Genomic DNA, 16,204 nt, shown 5'->3' with positions numbered 1-16,204 from the left:
TAACTTTAGATTAAACTGAATAATGCACTGAGTTAGCTTAGAGTTAATTGAATGCAACATTATTCTTTCTCAAGAATTTTTCTTAATATTTCTTTTCTATCTAATGATAAATCTACCAAGGGTAGGGTGGCTAGTGCCATGGTTTTATATAATCTATTGATTTCACTGTTTTTTATCGCTTCGAGATGCAAAGAAATAGTTTGAATGTCTCCTCTTGCCAAAGGGCCAGTTAAAGCACTTTTTATGCTATCTGCTTGACTCAAGTTAACGATATTACTGTGCATGAGATCGCATAGCATTTTTATTGATTGTGGTTGCTGTATTCCCGCTTGTAAAAGTAATTCTTCACTATATGTCGCTAAGGTCACTAAATAATTAGAAGCAATCGTTGCCGCAGCATGATAAATTGCTTTCATTTCAGGTTGAATTGCGATAATGCTGGCTCCCAGCTTCTCAAAAGCTGGCTTAAGCCAACGACACGCTTCAGAATCTCCCTCTATCACGCAATGAACTTGTTTAAACGCATTGGAATCTAAAGAATTGGAGCGGAATGCTTTCAAAGGATGCAGGCTTGCAATATAACAGCCCTGTTTTTTCAGAGGGAGAAGTACGCTTGAATTAAGAGCACCGCTACAATGGATTACCAGGCTACCTTTTTTTAATATTTGAACATCATCCAATATCGATACTACGTCTGTAATGGAGTCGTCTCTACAAGTTATCCACGTAATATCTGCTTCAGAAAGCTCTGATATTTTAGCAACTGCATTGCCAAATCCGATTTCATTGCAGGCCACCCTGGCACTTGTTAAATTTGAATTACAAATAGAATTTAAAGAGGCAATCTGATTAACAGACATTGCTATGCTTAAATTTTTACCCAGACGCCCAGCACCAATAATATTGAAATTCATAGTGAAACCAATGATTTGTCCCCGTCCATTTTCTTATTATAATGAAAATTAATTTATTGTCTTGCTAAATTATTAGCCTTAATTAATCAAACATTATCAGAGTCTACGAATTGGTTGAAATGAGGGATTGAATATAAATTGTTATTCTAGATATAAAAAAATAAAATTTTATCATAATTTGTGTCTTCTGATTGTTTTTTCCTCGAATTTGTAGCAGGATGAAGTTTCCACAAAAAATCAGGATGATATTATGAAAAAACGGATTGTTTCATTATTTGTCATTTCAACAGTAGTTTCATCTGTAAACGCTGCAACTCAAGCTATCATATGGGGTGAGTCAACGAAAGTATTACCTCAATTTAAGCAAGCCCATACCCTTAAAAAGCAAGGATTATTGCAAACTGTAAAGGGTCAACAAAGTGATTATAAACTGGAGTTACAAACTAACTCTAACAACTCGACCAGGCATGCCCGTTATCAAATAACCTACAAGGGGCTCCCGGTTTGGGGTTATCAGGTCATTTTCCATTCAAAAGATGGCGTCAAACAAACTGTAACAGGTATGAATATTACAGGAATAGAACAGGATATTCATTCTACTGAAGGAAAATTAAGCCCGGATGAGATAGAACAAAAGATTCTTGGAAAACTAACTTATCCGGTTAAGTTTAAAAACCTTAAAAAGGTTATTTATATAGATAAAGGAAATAAAGCCCATTTGGCTTATCATTTGTCTTACTATTCCAATAGTGAAAGAAAGCATGTCAATGCGCCCAATTATCTTGTAGATGCCAATAGCGGTGAGATTTTGAAGCAATGGGATGAGGTGCGTCATGAAAGAATTGGCCAGGGATTAGGTGGTAATGCTTTTCCTCTTCCCTATCGTCAGGGAATGTTTCAACATGGTAATGCCTTGCCTGGCCTCCCCTCTTTAGGGAAATTTGACGTTAATGTAAAGGATGGCTTCTGTCGAGTTGAAAATGAATCAATAAAAGTGATGAATTTGGAAAATCATAATATAGGTTATGAATTCTTTCCAATTACCACATTTACAGAATCTATGCTGAATTTAAGCGCCTTTTCGTATCCATGCGATGAAACCAGTTTGTTTTTAAACTATGCTGATGGCAGAACAGGACCTGTTAATTATGCCTTCTCTCCAATTAACGATACGATGTATTTTGCGCAACAAACCTTAGACATGTATCAAAAAGTTTATGGTGTTAATCATCCAATAGGAGATGATTTGCCGATACGAGCGTACACACATCTAGGTGATATGGATAACGCCTTTGCAGTACCAACTATCAGTCTTGATGGTGTTGTTTTGGCACATCAACAAATTGTTATCGGTAATGGCGATGAATTTTTAACAGCTCCTGCCCAGAGTGTATTGGGACATGAATTATCGCACAACTTTACTGCCTTACATTCCGGGTTGATGTATGAAGGGCAATCTGGGGGTATCAATGAATCCTTCTCTGATATGGCGGCAATGGCATTGTTAGATTATCTTAGTAAAGATTATCCATGGTATTGGGATGGTGAAGACTGGACTATTGGTCGTGAAGCTGTAAAAAGTGGGCAACCTATTCGTTATTTAGATGATCCGGCCAGGGATGGAATGTCTATAGGACATGCCAGTGAATACACGGATGCGCTGGATGTGCATATAACGAGTGGAGTGTTTAATAAAGCGTTTTATCTATTAGCACATAAACCAGGCTGGTCTATACAAAAAGCATTTCAGGTGATGGTGGATGCCAATATGAATTATTGGTCTCCTATTGCATACTATGATTTTGCTGCATGTGGTGTCATTCAAGCCTCCATTGACAGGCGTTGGGATAAAACACCTGTTATCGAGGCATTTGCTGAGGTGGGGGTTGCTTGTCCAATGCATAAAAGCTAGTTTTAACGTTGCTTCAGTTCAATAGTTAAGGTTATTTAAAATAGCGAGAATTGCTAAGGAAGATTCTTGTCTTTCTATGCAAGAACTCTGACTAGACAAAATAATTTTTCCAGGATTTCAAGGCTTGCTGCTGTACTCTAAGGGCGAGGCTCAGTTCAACAAAGACCTGGGTTGAAGCTCTTAGAGAGTAGGTTGCCAAATAATCAGCTATGCCTGAGTCAAGGTTTCTCAACGTTGCTTAGGTTATTCATCAAAAACAGAAATCGAATAAAACTCAATTTATTTTAAAAAAAAATCCCCAATTGCTGCAAAATTGGTTATAATATTTACATTTTGTAGTTTTGATAATATTTGAGTATCGCTCAAAATAACCAGAGCTTGATCCAAAAAATAATCCTATTGCCCTAGCTCAACTTAAATAGGATTAATTAGTAAATGAACAAGAGGTTAACTTCCAATGAGTATTACAGCCCAGGAGTTGGTAAAACAATACAAACTTCGTTTGACTCCCGCAATGGAAAAAGATTTATTGTCGGAAGAAAGCAGATTAAAGAAGGAGCTTGAAGCGGTTCCTTTTATCTCTGAGGAAAATCTGTATAAAAGTATTTTGCAAATGATTATTGTATTTTATGAAGAAAATACTTTGGAAGAAAATCGTTATTTATTGCAAGATCATGAGTTAATAAAGCAATTAAGTGCATTGATGTGGGATGATACCCAAATCAAATTAATTCCTTTTCTAATTCAGAAAAATTTCACTTTAAGTGAGGTTAAAGAGCTCTTATTTGATGAAGCGTATTATCGTTCACTTCATGTTCTTGTTGATTTTGGTTTAACTCAAGATATTCCTGAGTTATTAGCTCTTCGGGAAAAGAGAGAGCAACTAAAATTCATTAATACTTTAACAAATGATCATTGTAGAAAACTATGTCTTATATTTTGGGTCAAGGGGAGTTTATCGATTAAAGAAATACAAGACATTGTTCATGCTACCAGCCATTACCCAATGCTGGCTGAAACATTGATTGCATTAGATAAAACCAAAACCATTTCTATAAAACAGCTAAAAAAACTGGCCTTGGATCCCAAAAAGCATCAACAGGAATCCATTTTATATCATTACTCCGAACAATTTAAAGCCTATAATTTGCGTAAATCCGATTTATCCCAATTGAATTTAGATGACCTGGATGCATTAGGGAAATCCTTTAAAGTTTTGAAAGAAGCTGGGGTTGCCAATGATTATGCTTATCGGTTGACACTAAAAAATAGTAAAACTGGACAATTGCTTCGCTTGTTTTTGCCAGGGCTCGCTAAAATCGAGTCGCTCTCTCATAGAAAAGCTTTAATTGACCTTTTATATATAGGAGCTCAAAAAGGAGTTGTTACCCAGGGAAAGGCACTTTTACAAATTAAAGACACCAATTTACTGGCTTTGGCAAGGAGGTTGCGTGAACGATTTATTTGTGTTCAGCAGATGCAAGATCTTGGGTTTAAGAAAGAGATCATTGCATTCACAGGCGAAGAAAACAATATCAACTCCAGCCGTTTTAGGTATGTCATTATGAGAGTAGAGGAAAAATGTAAGGACATACATGAACGATTACGAAAATCATCTATTGATAAAGATAAAGTTGGTAATTGGCAGCGTGCTGATGAAAAATACAGACAAACACTTTACAGCATTGCTTATGATGGTATAACAAAATCAGGTGTCGACCTGCACATTAAGATGAAAAGTGCGGAAAAGGAAATATTAAGTATTGTTGACCCTGAAATAAAGTCAATCATACATAAAGTTTTAGTCGTTATAGCTAATATTATCATTACAGCACTGACGTTGGGTTTTGCTAATGATTTAAAGGAAAGTGCTACTGGCAATTATTGGTTTTTTAACCAAAGTCCGTCTGGAGAAGTCATAAGAGCCTTAAATAAAGAGGTATTAACTACTATTGACTCTCCGGAGTTAATTGCAATTTCGCCCTGATTCCAGGGCATCTCTCAACAAATCCTGATGGTTTTGGGTAATAAAAGACAACTCTGAGTGTTTAATTAAAACGATGGTTTGTAGCTTGTCATCATGCCCAATAATCAAGTAAATTTTCATTTATAACGCATTATGTGTGCTAGATGTGTAGTCTGTTTCTAGTCAAGAGTTATTTTGTATGAAAATTATACTTGAACTTCTTGACTATTTCTGATTAATATGGGGCATAGGAAGGATTGATCTGATTTAAAGGATTTGATATATGGGTTTGCCCAAAAAAGCACTGAAAGAGAGCCAGCTGCAATTCCTAACGGCAGGGACCGCAGTTTCGGATAGCTCTCATCAAACATACAAGGTCAGTTTTATTGAAAATGGCGTTATTAAAAATGCTTTTTATAAAAAACTGGACCCTAAAAATCATTATCCAGAACTTTTGGCGAAAATAAGTGTCGCAGTCTCTTTATTTAAAAGAATTTTTCAGGGAAAAAGATCGGCAGAAGAACGTCTTGTATTTGACGATGAAGATAGGCTGGTAGGTACTTTATCTATCAGTGTTGAAGGATTTAAAGGGTTTAATTTCCATAAAGAATCTGTGCCTCAAGAATCTTCCGCCAAAGAGCAGGTGATTCCCAGCACAAGAACCTTAATTGAAAAAAATTTCATGGAAATCCTTCTGGGAAGGTGGTTTCTTGATGATGATGACGGTCATCCACATAATATGAGCTTGGCCGGAGACATTGACTTTGATATGTTTTTTTATTGGTTCACCATCTTCATGAAAGAGCCCAGGCCAGGCATCGGCATACCTAAAACAAGGGTTAATTTGACTGTGCGCGATTGGGAAGGGTTTCCTAATGTCAGAGACTCAAAACCCTTCCATTGGCCAACATATAAACACCCGGGACAGGAAACTTTGCCAACGGTTTTGCCTGTTCAAGATAAGCTGGTTAATTTAATTCTTGAAAAGACGTACCCGGATCCTGGTCAATTTGAGCAACTCGCTCATGAATCGGTGGCACAGGAACAAAAATTTGCTGCCGCGTTGAAAATATTATTGACCTTTCAACCGGAGATGATCAGAAAACGTTTGACAGAACTTTTTGGCGAAATGACGTTAAACTATACTTCTCTGGATGAAACGGATGTCGCTCTGCGAAGTCAGTATGAGAAAGCATTTCCGCATTTATGCAATGAACACACTAATATAAAACCATTCGTTGATTTCATAATGAATTTATATCAAATGCATTATGATAATTTATATCGCGTAGTTGTTTTTTATATGGGGTGTGAAAATAATGGCTATGGAGTTCCTTTGTCTTCCACTTGCTCGGTGCTCTACCACAAACCATCAATTTATAAAGATATTGTCGAATGGGCAAAAACTCAGAATGTCACTATCTTTAGCAAGGACGACAGCAGCATCAAATTTGATGAGGACGAGTTGCGAAGAAGATACCATCAAGTGTGGCGAGACGCCTATGCACCCACTTTCAGAGATCTGTTGCATGACTCTTATAGTCTGACTAATAAACTATTACAGCAAGTTTCTACGTTTCACGTTGTTCTGAATGAAGTAGAAGGCAAAAAGCCAACCGATGATACCTTAACCAATGCTTGGGAATTATTTGGCACCATGCCTGAATTATCACTCGATAAAATTACTCCCTTAATTAGTGTAGATAGAGACAGCAAACTAAGAACAGCGTTAATATTGCTTGTTGAATTTACAACTCAATTTCATGCAGTAGCCAAGGCTTATTATCAGAAAGAAAGAAAGGATTTAACCGAGGAAGACAATCTTGAATTCTCTGAACAATTAGTACAATTGTATACGGGCTATAATCTGAAAATTCGTCAAAGTTTAGCTCATACAAGCACTCTTGCTGGTGAGTTTAATCGAATAGCAGTTGGTTTAAAACAATACACGGAGCGGGCCAATTTCCAATTGCATTTAACTACAACAGATGAACAGATGAAGGAAGCTACTGTCGCTACGACTCCCAAAGAAATATTGCCGCATACGCATGAAGACGTCATCAGGCAGTTTAATGACTCTTTGTTCCTTTGGGCAAAGAACTTAAGACCTGAAGATTTGACTCATCATATCTCTGAAATAATTGATAAGTATTATGCCCCAACTATAGAACTGTTATCAAAGCGGCACAGGGCACAACCAGTCAAAGAGTATTTACAAGCCAGCGCAAGTGAAAGTGGTGAAAACAGGTTGGCTTATATTTTAAGTGCCGGGGAAGGGGATACAGGTGCTTTAAATACTTTACTTATTCAACATCTCACACCTTATATGTTACAAACCTATCCTTTGTTGAGTATTCGTAATGCAGTCAAAGAAGGTAATTTTGATAAGGATATAGAGATTTTTACCAAAGCGGCTGTAGATTTTGCTAAACATGACAGGCGTTTTATTCATTTATACAATGTTGAGGGAAAGTCTCTATTTTACAAAACGATGTATGAGTGGCTTGACGCACTCCCTTCAACCAAGTTTAAAGGATTGCTGGAGTCTGCATTAAAAGAATATGAAGGCAAATTATGGTGGTCCACTTCAAGAAGATCAGAGGTAGAAGGTTATTGTACAAGATTCTCACAAGCAAAAAGTATTGCTATGACTTTTTTAAATGGGAAAGATTCTTCCTCTTTGAATGATATTTTATTCGATAAAATCATTGCGGCTATACAAAAAGATATAAATAAAGACAAAGAAAAATTAAAGATACCGGGATTCAGGCTATTAAATTGTTATAATGCCAAAGAGCATAGAGCTGATTATTTTAAAGAGGTCAAAAATTATGCAGAGCCGATATCCCATAGGCAAGAAACCACTTTGAATTCGAACGTCACGAACTTGGTGATTTAAATTTTATCTGGTATAGATTGACTCGTCTTATTGTGACAATACAATAAGCTTTGGGTTATTATTCTCTTTTTTTAGTTTTGAGTAAAAAGTATGTTTCATGATGTACTGAAGACCTTACCCCAATACCTTATTCCGAAACACGGTATTACTGCTTTAGCAGGATATTTTGCTAACGTTAAGAGTCCTCGTTTCAAGAATTTCTTAATTCGAAGCTTTATTCATAAGTTTGATGTAGATATGAGTGAGGCACTTATTGAGGATCCCAAGTCCTATGACTGCTTTAATGATTTTTTTATTCGTCATTTAAAACCGGAATGCCGTCCTCTCTCTCAGTCAGATGTCATTTGTCCAGTTGATGGTTGTATCAGCGAAATAGGTAAGATTGAGCGGGGACAATTATTGCAGGCTAAAGGTAAATATTATTCTGTGCAAGAACTTTTAGCTTGTGATGAGCAATTGGCCGAGCAATTTGTGCAGGGACAATTTGCAACTCTATACTTGTCGCCGAAAGATTACCACAGGGTACATATGCCAATAGATGCAGAGCTCGTTTCAATGACTTATATTCCCGGTGCCTTGTTTTCCGTTCAGCCAGCAACTACCCGTGTTGTTCCTAAATTGTTCGCCCGCAATGAAAGGCTTGCCATTTTTTTTAAAACTAAAATTGGCCCAATGGTGATGGTGATGGTTGGGGCTACTATTGTAGGTGCAATTGGAACCAGTTGGTATGGTGATATCAAAAGATCAAAAAAAATGGAACGTTTTGATTATAGTGAGCATCTTCCACTAAAGATTATATCTCAGGGAAGTGAAATGGGTTATTTTAAATTGGGCTCTACAGTTGTTTTATTGTTTGCAAACGGTGAGAAAATACAATGGGATAAAGAATTATCTGCCGGTAGTAAGATTCAATTGGGTAAACCAATGGGAATCATTACTTGATTGATGGTACCGAGAAGAGGACTCGAACCTCCACGGGGTTGCCCCCACTAGCACCTGAAGCTAGCGTGTCTACCAATTCCACCACCTCGGCATAGGGCGTTAAGGTACGCAAATTATAGTGTTCTGTCAATACACCTCTTGCGTGAAATCAAAAAAGTAGAAGTTATTTGAGATTTATTGGTGTGAATAGGGAAAGCCAGCTTTTAATATTCTTTCTCGTACTCCTCTCCATTCACTCGTATCGGGTGGTAGCTCGATAGCTATACAAATGGCATCGGATGTATCAGCTAATCTTAGTTGATAATACAAGTCATAGGCAGATTTTTCAGGATGTATCCCCAGTGGATGAAAGAGATTAGTCTCGACACCAGGGGGTTGTCTATTTGCTATGACATAAACAGTCCCCTTGCGTTTTTGACAAAATTGGGAAAGGGTTTCATATTGATCAAAATAATATAAAGTTTTTTGTGGTTGATAATGGCTATCTAATTTACCAGGGACACGAATGTCGTTTTTATGAGTCGAGCATCCTATGGCAATCGTTTCAGCAATCGTTTTTTCATCTATTATCCCATGGCGTAAAATTTGATAGGAATCAGGATTGGTAGCATCTACAATAGTTGATTCAATTCCCACGCGACAACGACCACCGTCCAGGATGGTTAACTCGGCATCATTAAATGATTGTTTAACGTGCAAAGCGGTTGTAGGGCTAATTTTTCCAAAAGGATTGGCAGAGGGTGCCACCACAGGAATATTTAACTTTTGTAACAATTTTTGTGTTAAGGGATGATCCGGGCACCTTATTGCTATGGTCGATTGACCACCGGTAATGAGTGGATTGATTTGATCTTTTTTACAATGGAATACCAGGGTTAATGGTCCAGGCCAAAATTTGCCAACTAACTGACGTGCATACTCAGGCACCTCTTCCACGAGATCATGCAGATCCCAATTGGAAGCAATATGAACTATCAGAGGATGATTTAAAGGCCTGTTTTTCATCTCAAACACAGCTCTAATGGCTGCATTATTGTTTATTGGTGCTGCCAATCCGTAAACCGTTTCAGTCGGTATAGCTACTGGTTTTCCCTGTTGTAAATCATGAATTGCCCGATTGAGATTGGTAGTAATTATGGACATATAAGGGGCTCGATAAAAAATTACACTTATTAAAAATAGTTATGCTTCAGGGTTGTTTTTCTGTTTTTTACGCTCAATTTAACAATCAACTTCCATAAAAACCTTGAGGGGATCAGGCTGGACCAATAATCTGATTTTCCCTCAAACCTATGCTGTCAATTCAATGGCAATAAACTAATGAATTTTAGTCTCTCTAAAAACACAAATTCCAGCAATTTCTAAAACGGTTTATTATAGAACATATGGTTCATATTGTGGAGTCCACATCGTTCTTTTTATAGAATCATCGATTTGATTATCACTCATTGGTTCTATGTGACCTTCTTTTATACCCTGTAAAATAACCGCTCTCGCTATATGTTGGCTTACTTCTCTAATTGAAGTTAACTCGGGAAGCAAGCGCCCTTCCCCAGTTTTGATTGCAGGCGCTAGCTCACTTAATGCTACAGCTGCTGCCATCATCATCAAATCCGTCACTCTTTTGGCTTGTCCTGCAACGACTCCAAGACCAACTCCCGGGAAAATGTAAGAATTATTGCATTGAGCTATCTCAATTTTACGGCCATTCATTGCAACTGGCTCAAAGGGACTGCCGGTTGCAATTAAAGCTTTACCTGCCGTCCAATTTAACAGATCGTGAGGGATTGCTTCTGCTCGAGAAGTCGGGTTTGATAAAGGAAAAATGATGGGGCGCTCACAATAGCTTATCATGGTCTTAATCATTGCTTCGTTGAACTGGTTAGGTTGGCCAGATACACCAAGGAGTATGGTCGGTTGGGCATTGTTAATGACATCTGTTAAAGTAATCTCTCCCTTTTTTTCTAATTTCCAATTTTGCAGGCTGGCAGAAGACCTGATAAATCCTTTTTGAAATGGCAATAGATCTTTCATTTCATCATGTAAAAGCCCATACCTGTCAACTAAATAAAAACGTGATCTGGCTTCTTGTTCAGTAAGCCCCTGGTTCATCATGGCATGCACCAATTGTTCACTTATCCCACAACCCGCTGATCCTGCGCCTAATAAAGCAACGCGATGCTCTTTTAATGGAATATTAGTCACACGAGTTGCCGCCAGTATGGCGGCTACAGCAACGGAAGCCGTTCCTTGAATATCATCATTAAAAGTACACAGCTGATCTTTATATCGCTCCAATAAAGGATAGGCATGCTGTTGTGCAAAATCTTCGAATTGTAATAGTACATGGGGCATATGACGTTTTATACTTTGCACAAATTGATCAACAAAGTCATCATAATCTTTGCCTGAAATCCGAGTATGTCTCCATCCAATATATTCCGGATCTTCCAGGCGTTCCTTATTATTGGTTCCTACATCCAGAATAATAGGTAAAGTATTAGATGGGTGTATACCACCGCAACTGGTATAAAGAGACAGCTTACCTATAGGAATTCCCAATCCACCTGCTCCTTGATCTCCCAGCCCTAAGATCCGCTCGCCATCCGTGACTACAATTACTTTGATTGAACGAGTCGAGGCAATGTTTTGTATGATGCTGTCCAGCTTGTCTCGCTCTGGATAACTTAGAAATACTCCTCTTGGTTGCCGATATATATGGGAAAACATTTCACAGGCTTGGCCGACAACTGGTGTGTAGATAATAGGCAAAATATCAACCAGATTATCAATTATAAAACGATAAAAAAGTACTTCATTTCGGTCCTGTAAGGCACGTAAGTAAATGTGTTTCTCCAAAGGGTCCTCTTTGGCACTATAAGCGTCAAGGCAGCGAACTACTTGTTGTTCAAGGGTTTCCACTGTGGTTGGTATTAAACCATGCAAGGCAAACTCATCTCTTTCTTGGAGGCTAAATGCAGTACCTTTATTTAGTATGGGATCTCTTAGTAAGTCCATTCCCCTTTTTGTTATTTTGATTGCCATCAGAACACTCCTTGTGAATATTTGTAGCCAGGAAATTAAAATCAGGACGCAAAACTCCAATATTTTTGTCTCGGCCTTGGGGTTTTGCGTGAGTCTTATAAATGCTTATTTGTTCTTTTATTGTAATTCTCACATAGTTTTTAGTTTAGTCGATTTTTTTGATTTTGTGCTAATAGCGTGTTTTGCCTTTTATTTTTTGCCGGCATAAAATGGTTGAAATGGGAATATTGGGATAATTGGCTGTGTTACTCAAATGGATAGAAAAATTAATTGATGGGTATTTTGCTGTAATTCCCAGGCTCACACCAGAATCCGAAAATATCAATAGCGCGTTAGTAATCGCTCATAGAGGGGCTCATAATAATGCAAGGGGGATAATAGAAAACACCCTGGAGGCATTTCAGATCGCAAAAGAGGCCGGATGTTGGGGAATTGAAATGGATGTACACCTCACTAAGGACAAGGTGCTCGTTGTCAATCATGACCCTACTTTAAATCGATTATGGAATAAGGATATTACTATAGCCGATCTGAATTTTAGCGAATTGCGCGCTTTGGAATTCAGGATCCCATCTCTTTCTGAAGTAGTGAGTCAGTATGGGAATTCCATGCATTTATTTATTGAGTTAAAAACAGCCATTGAGGATGAAAAGATATTGGTACAAGCTTTGCAAAATCTAACGCCATGTAAAGATTATCATTTGTTGACTTTGCAGGAATCTACTTTTAAGAAATTGTGTCGTTTTCCTAAGCAATCTTTATTGCTTGTTGCAGTGCATAATAATGTTAAGAAATTTTGTGAATTAAGTATTAGGGAAGGTTATGGAGGCGTACTGGGTAATTATTTATTATTGACCAATAGGGTATTAAAATTTTTACAAGATGCCAATCAACATTTTGGCGTTGGTTTTGTCGATTCTAAAAACAGTCTGTATAGAGAGTTGAATAGAGGGGTTAAATGGCTCTTTACTAATGAGGCAATGAAAATTAATCAGTTCTTAAATGATTTAAGAAATAAAATGTAACCATTTTAATAATGGCTCCTGCCTGTTTTGACAATTCAATAATCATCACATAGTCTTAAATTAACATCTCTATTTTATCAGTTAGCAAGGATTAGGACCTTAAGATGGCAGTTTTAAGGCTAGGGCATTTGAGTAAGTGATGGCAGGGGGTACAATGACTCTAAAAATTACCTTTTTAGGCTCCGGATCGTCCTTTGCTATAGGGCCCGAAAACTATCAATCCAACGTGCTTTTAGAGCTAGAAAACGATACTTTATTAATCGATGCAGGAACGGATATCAAATACTCATTACGAGATCAAGGATTAAGTTATAAAGATATAAAAAATATTTATATCAGCCACTTGCATTATGATCATTGTGGCGGATTGGAATGGCTCGCTCTAATCACTTATTTTGATCCTAATCACTCACTCAGACCTTGCTTAATCGCCTCTGATAAAATCATCACTGAATTATGGGATAAAAGTTTATCCGGTGGTTTAAGTACTTTACCTCACGTGAGAGCAAATCTTAGTGCCTTTTTTGATGTTAAACCGGTAAAGCAATATGAGGGTTTTGTTTGGCAATCTATAGAATTTAAATTGGTACAAACAGTCCATTACTATAGCGAATATGAATTGATGCCAAGTTTTGGTTTGATATTTGACTATAATAAATCACGTATCCTTTTTACATCAGATACACAAAGTTGCCCGGCACAGTTAATATCCTTTTATGAGGAATCAGATATTATTTTTCATGACTGTGAAACCACAGAGTCTAAAAGTGGGGTACATGCACACTATTCTGAGCTTGTTAAACTTCCTTCCCACTTAAAGAAAAAAATGTGGCTATATCATTATAATCCAGGGAAATTGCCTAATGCCAAAAAGGATGGTTTCTTAGGTTTTGTTGCCAAGGGACAAAGCTTTGTATTTTGATTTAACTGGCGCACATGCTCCCGGATAAACCAGGGAGCATGTTGTCAAAGGCAAATTTAACAAATTGGGTGACAACTTGGGAGAAAGCCATTTCAATTCAATTGAAAGAAGGTTGTCTTTTCACTACTGATTGGTGAACTGGTTAATAGTACGAGTTATTCGATTGACCAATTCATCAATTTCATCTTCACTGATAATAAGTGGAGGTAATAGTCTCACTACCGTTTCAGCTGTAATATTGAACAAAACCTGGTTTTCCAAACCCAGAACACGCATATCGCTTGCAGGTCTATCCAATTCTATCCCAATCATGTAGCCTTTGCCACGTATGGCTTTTACATTGGGATGTTCTCCCAGGTTGGTAATTAATTTATCCATTAACAAAGCACTGTTTTTAGTGACTCGCTCACATAATCTATCTCGTTCAATGACCTCCAAAACAGTCAAAGCGGTAGCACAAGCTAAAGGATTACCACCAAAAGTCGAGCCATGATTTCCGGGTTTAAATAAATCTTTAGCTCTCTTGCTCATTAAGCAAGCCCCAATTGGCATACCGTTTCCAAGTCCTTTTGCAGTGGTAAGAATATCGGGTTGGATGTTGTAATGCATACAAGAATAAAGCTTACCTGTTCTGCCATTGCCTGTTTGTATTTCATCCAAAATTAACATCCAGTCATTCTGTTCGCAAAGGTTTGCTAAGGCACGTAGATAACCTTCCTCTGCCGGATAAATTCCCCCCTCACCCTGAATAGGTTCTACCATAACTGCAACGACATCCTCTCTGTTGGCTGCAATGGTATGAATGGCATCAAGATCATTAAAGGGAGCACGAATAAATCCTGGGACCAAGGGTTCAAAACCAGCTTGAACTTTACGGCTGCCTGATGCGGTTAAGGTTGCCATAGTGCGGCCATGAAATGCTTTTTCCATTACAATAATAGAAGGCGTTTCAATTCCCTTTTTATGGCCAAACAAACGGGTGAGTTTGATGGCAGCCTCATTCGCTTCTGCTCCAGAATTGGCAAAAAAAACCTGCTCCATTCGCGCCATCGAAGTAAGTTTGGCAGCCAGTAATTCTTGCTCTTTAATATGAAAGACATTCGAAGTGTGTATTAGCTTGGCTGCCTGCTCTTGTATGGTACGGGTGACATCAGGGTGCGCATGACCTAACCCACAAACTGCTATCCCGCTTAAGCCATCGAGGTATTTTTTCCCCTGCTCATCATACAACCACACGCCTTCTCCATGCGTGAAGGTTACAGGGATTGGGCTGTAACTTGTAATTAAACTCATGATGTCTCCATAAACTCAAAATTATCCAGTAAGGATTGCAACAAATCCAGCTTGTTATTTTATTTCAGATTACTGCTCGCAAAATCCCAATTGACTAATGACCAAAAGGCTTCAATATAATCCGGGCGCCTGTTTCTATAATCGATGTAATAAGCATGCTCCCACACGTCACAAGTTAATAAGGCCTGTAATCCTTCAGTCATTGGTGTTCCAGCATTACTTGTGTTGATGATTTTTAAAGCACCTGCCTGATCCTGAACCAGCCATGCCCATCCAGAACCAAATGTTGTTGCGGCAGTTTGCGTAAATTGTTCTTTGAATGCAGCAAAAGAACCAAAGTTTTTATTAATGGCTTCAGCCAGCTTGCCTTTTGGCTCACCTCCACCATTAGGGCTCATGCTGTGCCAATAAAAGGTGTGATTCCAAACCTGAGCTGCATTGTTAAAAATGCCGCCTTTGGCTTTCATGATGATCTCTTCCAGTGTCATGGATTCAAATTCTGTTCCGGGAATTAATTTATTTAAGTTGGTAACGTAAGTATTATGGTGTTTACCATAATGGTATTCCAAAGTTTCTTTGGAAATATGAGGAGCCAGTGCATCCAATGCATAAGATAATTGTGGCAGGGTAAAAGTCATATCAATCTCCAGGATTAAAAGTGATTAGTTTATCAGGATAAGTACGATATTCAATGTGCCATTACTGAGCGTTTCAATATTTTTATAGCCTTGGCTATGACTGCATTTTTCCTAGTATAATATTCTTTTGCGGAATAATGGATTTTCTTCTCATCAAGGTGGGAATTTTTGACGCATTTAGTACTAAATTGGTATTTTATTGATCGTTGAGGTGGGGTAAAATATCACTATAAGAAAAAGATTGATAGGATTGTCACAATAGAATGATTAGTTGCGACCTTGTTTGGTTTTCGACATAATTGGGTTTTTTATTTTATATAAAGGTGCATAGTGGATACTTTAGAAAAGATTAAAAAGCAAATTGCTGAAAATGCGATAATGCTCTACATGAAAGGCACTCCCAAGATGCCTCAATGCGGGTTTTCCGCTCGTGCAGTTCAGTGTATTGAGGCTTGTGGAGTCGATTTTGCGTACGTCGATATCCTTGCTAATCCTGATATTCGTCAAGTTTTACCCCAATTTTCTGACTGGCCTACCTTTCCTCAACTTTATGTGAAGGGTGAATTAATAGGGGGATCTGATATCATAGCCGAAATGTTTCAGCAAGGAGAGTTAGAGCCTATGTTGCGTGATGCAGTAGCGGCATAA

General features: G+C 37.9%; 13 protein-coding genes and 1 tRNA gene. 7 read left to right on the top strand and 7 right to left on the bottom strand.

Annotation, left to right across the window (positions count from 1 at the left end; all coding sequences use genetic code 11):
* Nucleotides 1-59 precede the first annotated feature (59 nt).
* Nucleotides 60-914 carry a Rossmann-like and DUF2520 domain-containing protein gene (locus EL201_RS15465; RefSeq protein ID WP_027223088.1) on the bottom strand — a complete coding sequence of 285 codons (855 nt, stop codon included), beginning with the start codon at nucleotides 912-914 and terminating at the stop codon, nucleotides 60-62.
* 250 nt (nucleotides 915-1,164) lie between these two features.
* Between EL201_RS15465 and EL201_RS15460 the strand changes: the two genes are divergently transcribed.
* Nucleotides 1,165-2,826: a M4 family metallopeptidase gene (locus tag EL201_RS15460; protein ID WP_027223087.1), complete on the top strand. Its 1,662-nt coding sequence runs from the start codon at nucleotides 1,165-1,167 to the stop codon at nucleotides 2,824-2,826.
* 457 nt (nucleotides 2,827-3,283) lie between these two features.
* Nucleotides 3,284-4,813 carry a hypothetical protein gene (locus EL201_RS15455; protein ID WP_027223086.1) on the top strand — a complete coding sequence of 510 codons (1,530 nt, stop codon included), beginning with the start codon at nucleotides 3,284-3,286 and terminating at the stop codon, nucleotides 4,811-4,813.
* Here EL201_RS15455 and EL201_RS15735 read toward each other — a convergent pair.
* Nucleotides 4,793-4,933, bottom strand: coding sequence for a hypothetical protein (locus tag EL201_RS15735; RefSeq protein WP_158272790.1), 141 nt, complete (start codon nucleotides 4,931-4,933; stop codon nucleotides 4,793-4,795). The genes EL201_RS15455 and EL201_RS15735 overlap by 21 nt on opposite strands.
* Before the next feature lie 142 nt (nucleotides 4,934-5,075).
* Between EL201_RS15735 and EL201_RS15450 the strand changes: the two genes are divergently transcribed.
* Entirely contained in the window at nucleotides 5,076-7,691 is a 2,616-nt protein-coding gene (locus EL201_RS15450) for a lpg2975 family Dot/Icm T4SS effector (RefSeq protein ID WP_027223085.1), read from the top strand.
* A gap of 90 nt (nucleotides 7,692-7,781) precedes the next feature.
* Nucleotides 7,782-8,633, top strand: a complete 852-nt coding sequence (gene asd, locus EL201_RS15445) for an archaetidylserine decarboxylase (RefSeq protein ID WP_027223084.1) — start codon at nucleotides 7,782-7,784, stop codon at nucleotides 8,631-8,633.
* 4 nt (nucleotides 8,634-8,637) lie between these two features.
* Here asd and EL201_RS15440 read toward each other — a convergent pair.
* The 3 genes from EL201_RS15440 to EL201_RS15430 form a co-directional block, all read right to left on the bottom strand.
* Nucleotides 8,638-8,724 (bottom strand) — tRNA-Leu (locus EL201_RS15440).
* 83 nt (nucleotides 8,725-8,807) lie between these two features.
* Entirely contained in the window at nucleotides 8,808-9,776 is a 969-nt protein-coding gene (locus EL201_RS15435) for an L-threonylcarbamoyladenylate synthase (RefSeq protein WP_027223083.1), read from the bottom strand.
* A gap of 231 nt (nucleotides 9,777-10,007) precedes the next feature.
* Nucleotides 10,008-11,678 carry an NAD-dependent malic enzyme gene (locus EL201_RS15430; RefSeq protein ID WP_027223082.1) on the bottom strand — a complete coding sequence of 557 codons (1,671 nt, stop codon included), beginning with the start codon at nucleotides 11,676-11,678 and terminating at the stop codon, nucleotides 10,008-10,010.
* Nucleotides 11,679-11,920: 242 nt separating this feature from the next.
* Between EL201_RS15430 and EL201_RS15425 the strand changes: the two genes are divergently transcribed.
* Together EL201_RS15425 and EL201_RS15420 are read left to right on the top strand one after the other, a co-directional pair.
* On the top strand, nucleotides 11,921-12,703 hold the full coding sequence (locus tag EL201_RS15425) for a glycerophosphodiester phosphodiesterase (RefSeq protein ID WP_027223081.1): 783 nt from the start codon (nucleotides 11,921-11,923) through the stop codon (nucleotides 12,701-12,703).
* Nucleotides 12,704-12,857: 154 nt separating this feature from the next.
* Nucleotides 12,858-13,625, top strand: coding sequence for an MBL fold metallo-hydrolase (locus EL201_RS15420; protein WP_027223080.1), 768 nt, complete (start codon nucleotides 12,858-12,860; stop codon nucleotides 13,623-13,625).
* Nucleotides 13,626-13,748: 123 nt separating this feature from the next.
* Here the strand turns inward: EL201_RS15420 and EL201_RS15415 are convergent, their stop codons facing one another.
* Nucleotides 13,749-14,918: an aspartate aminotransferase family protein gene (locus EL201_RS15415; protein ID WP_027223079.1), complete on the bottom strand. Its 1,170-nt coding sequence runs from the start codon at nucleotides 14,916-14,918 to the stop codon at nucleotides 13,749-13,751.
* A gap of 59 nt (nucleotides 14,919-14,977) precedes the next feature.
* Nucleotides 14,978-15,556: a superoxide dismutase [Fe] gene (gene sodB, locus EL201_RS15410; protein WP_027223078.1), complete on the bottom strand. Its 579-nt coding sequence runs from the start codon at nucleotides 15,554-15,556 to the stop codon at nucleotides 14,978-14,980.
* Nucleotides 15,557-15,934: 378 nt separating this feature from the next.
* Here sodB and grxD point away from each other — a divergent pair, with 378 nt between their 5' ends.
* A complete protein-coding gene (gene grxD, locus EL201_RS15405; protein ID WP_010948651.1) occupies nucleotides 15,935-16,204 on the top strand; it encodes a Grx4 family monothiol glutaredoxin in 270 nt (89 codons plus the stop codon).

Origin of the sequence: Legionella pneumophila subsp. pascullei, assembly GCF_900637585.1 — a bacterium.
In the GTDB taxonomy this organism is placed as follows: domain Bacteria; phylum Pseudomonadota; class Gammaproteobacteria; order Legionellales; family Legionellaceae; genus Legionella; species Legionella pascullei.
Note: the sequence above shows the minus strand (reverse complement) of the source record. Positions and strands in the feature narration are given on the sequence as shown.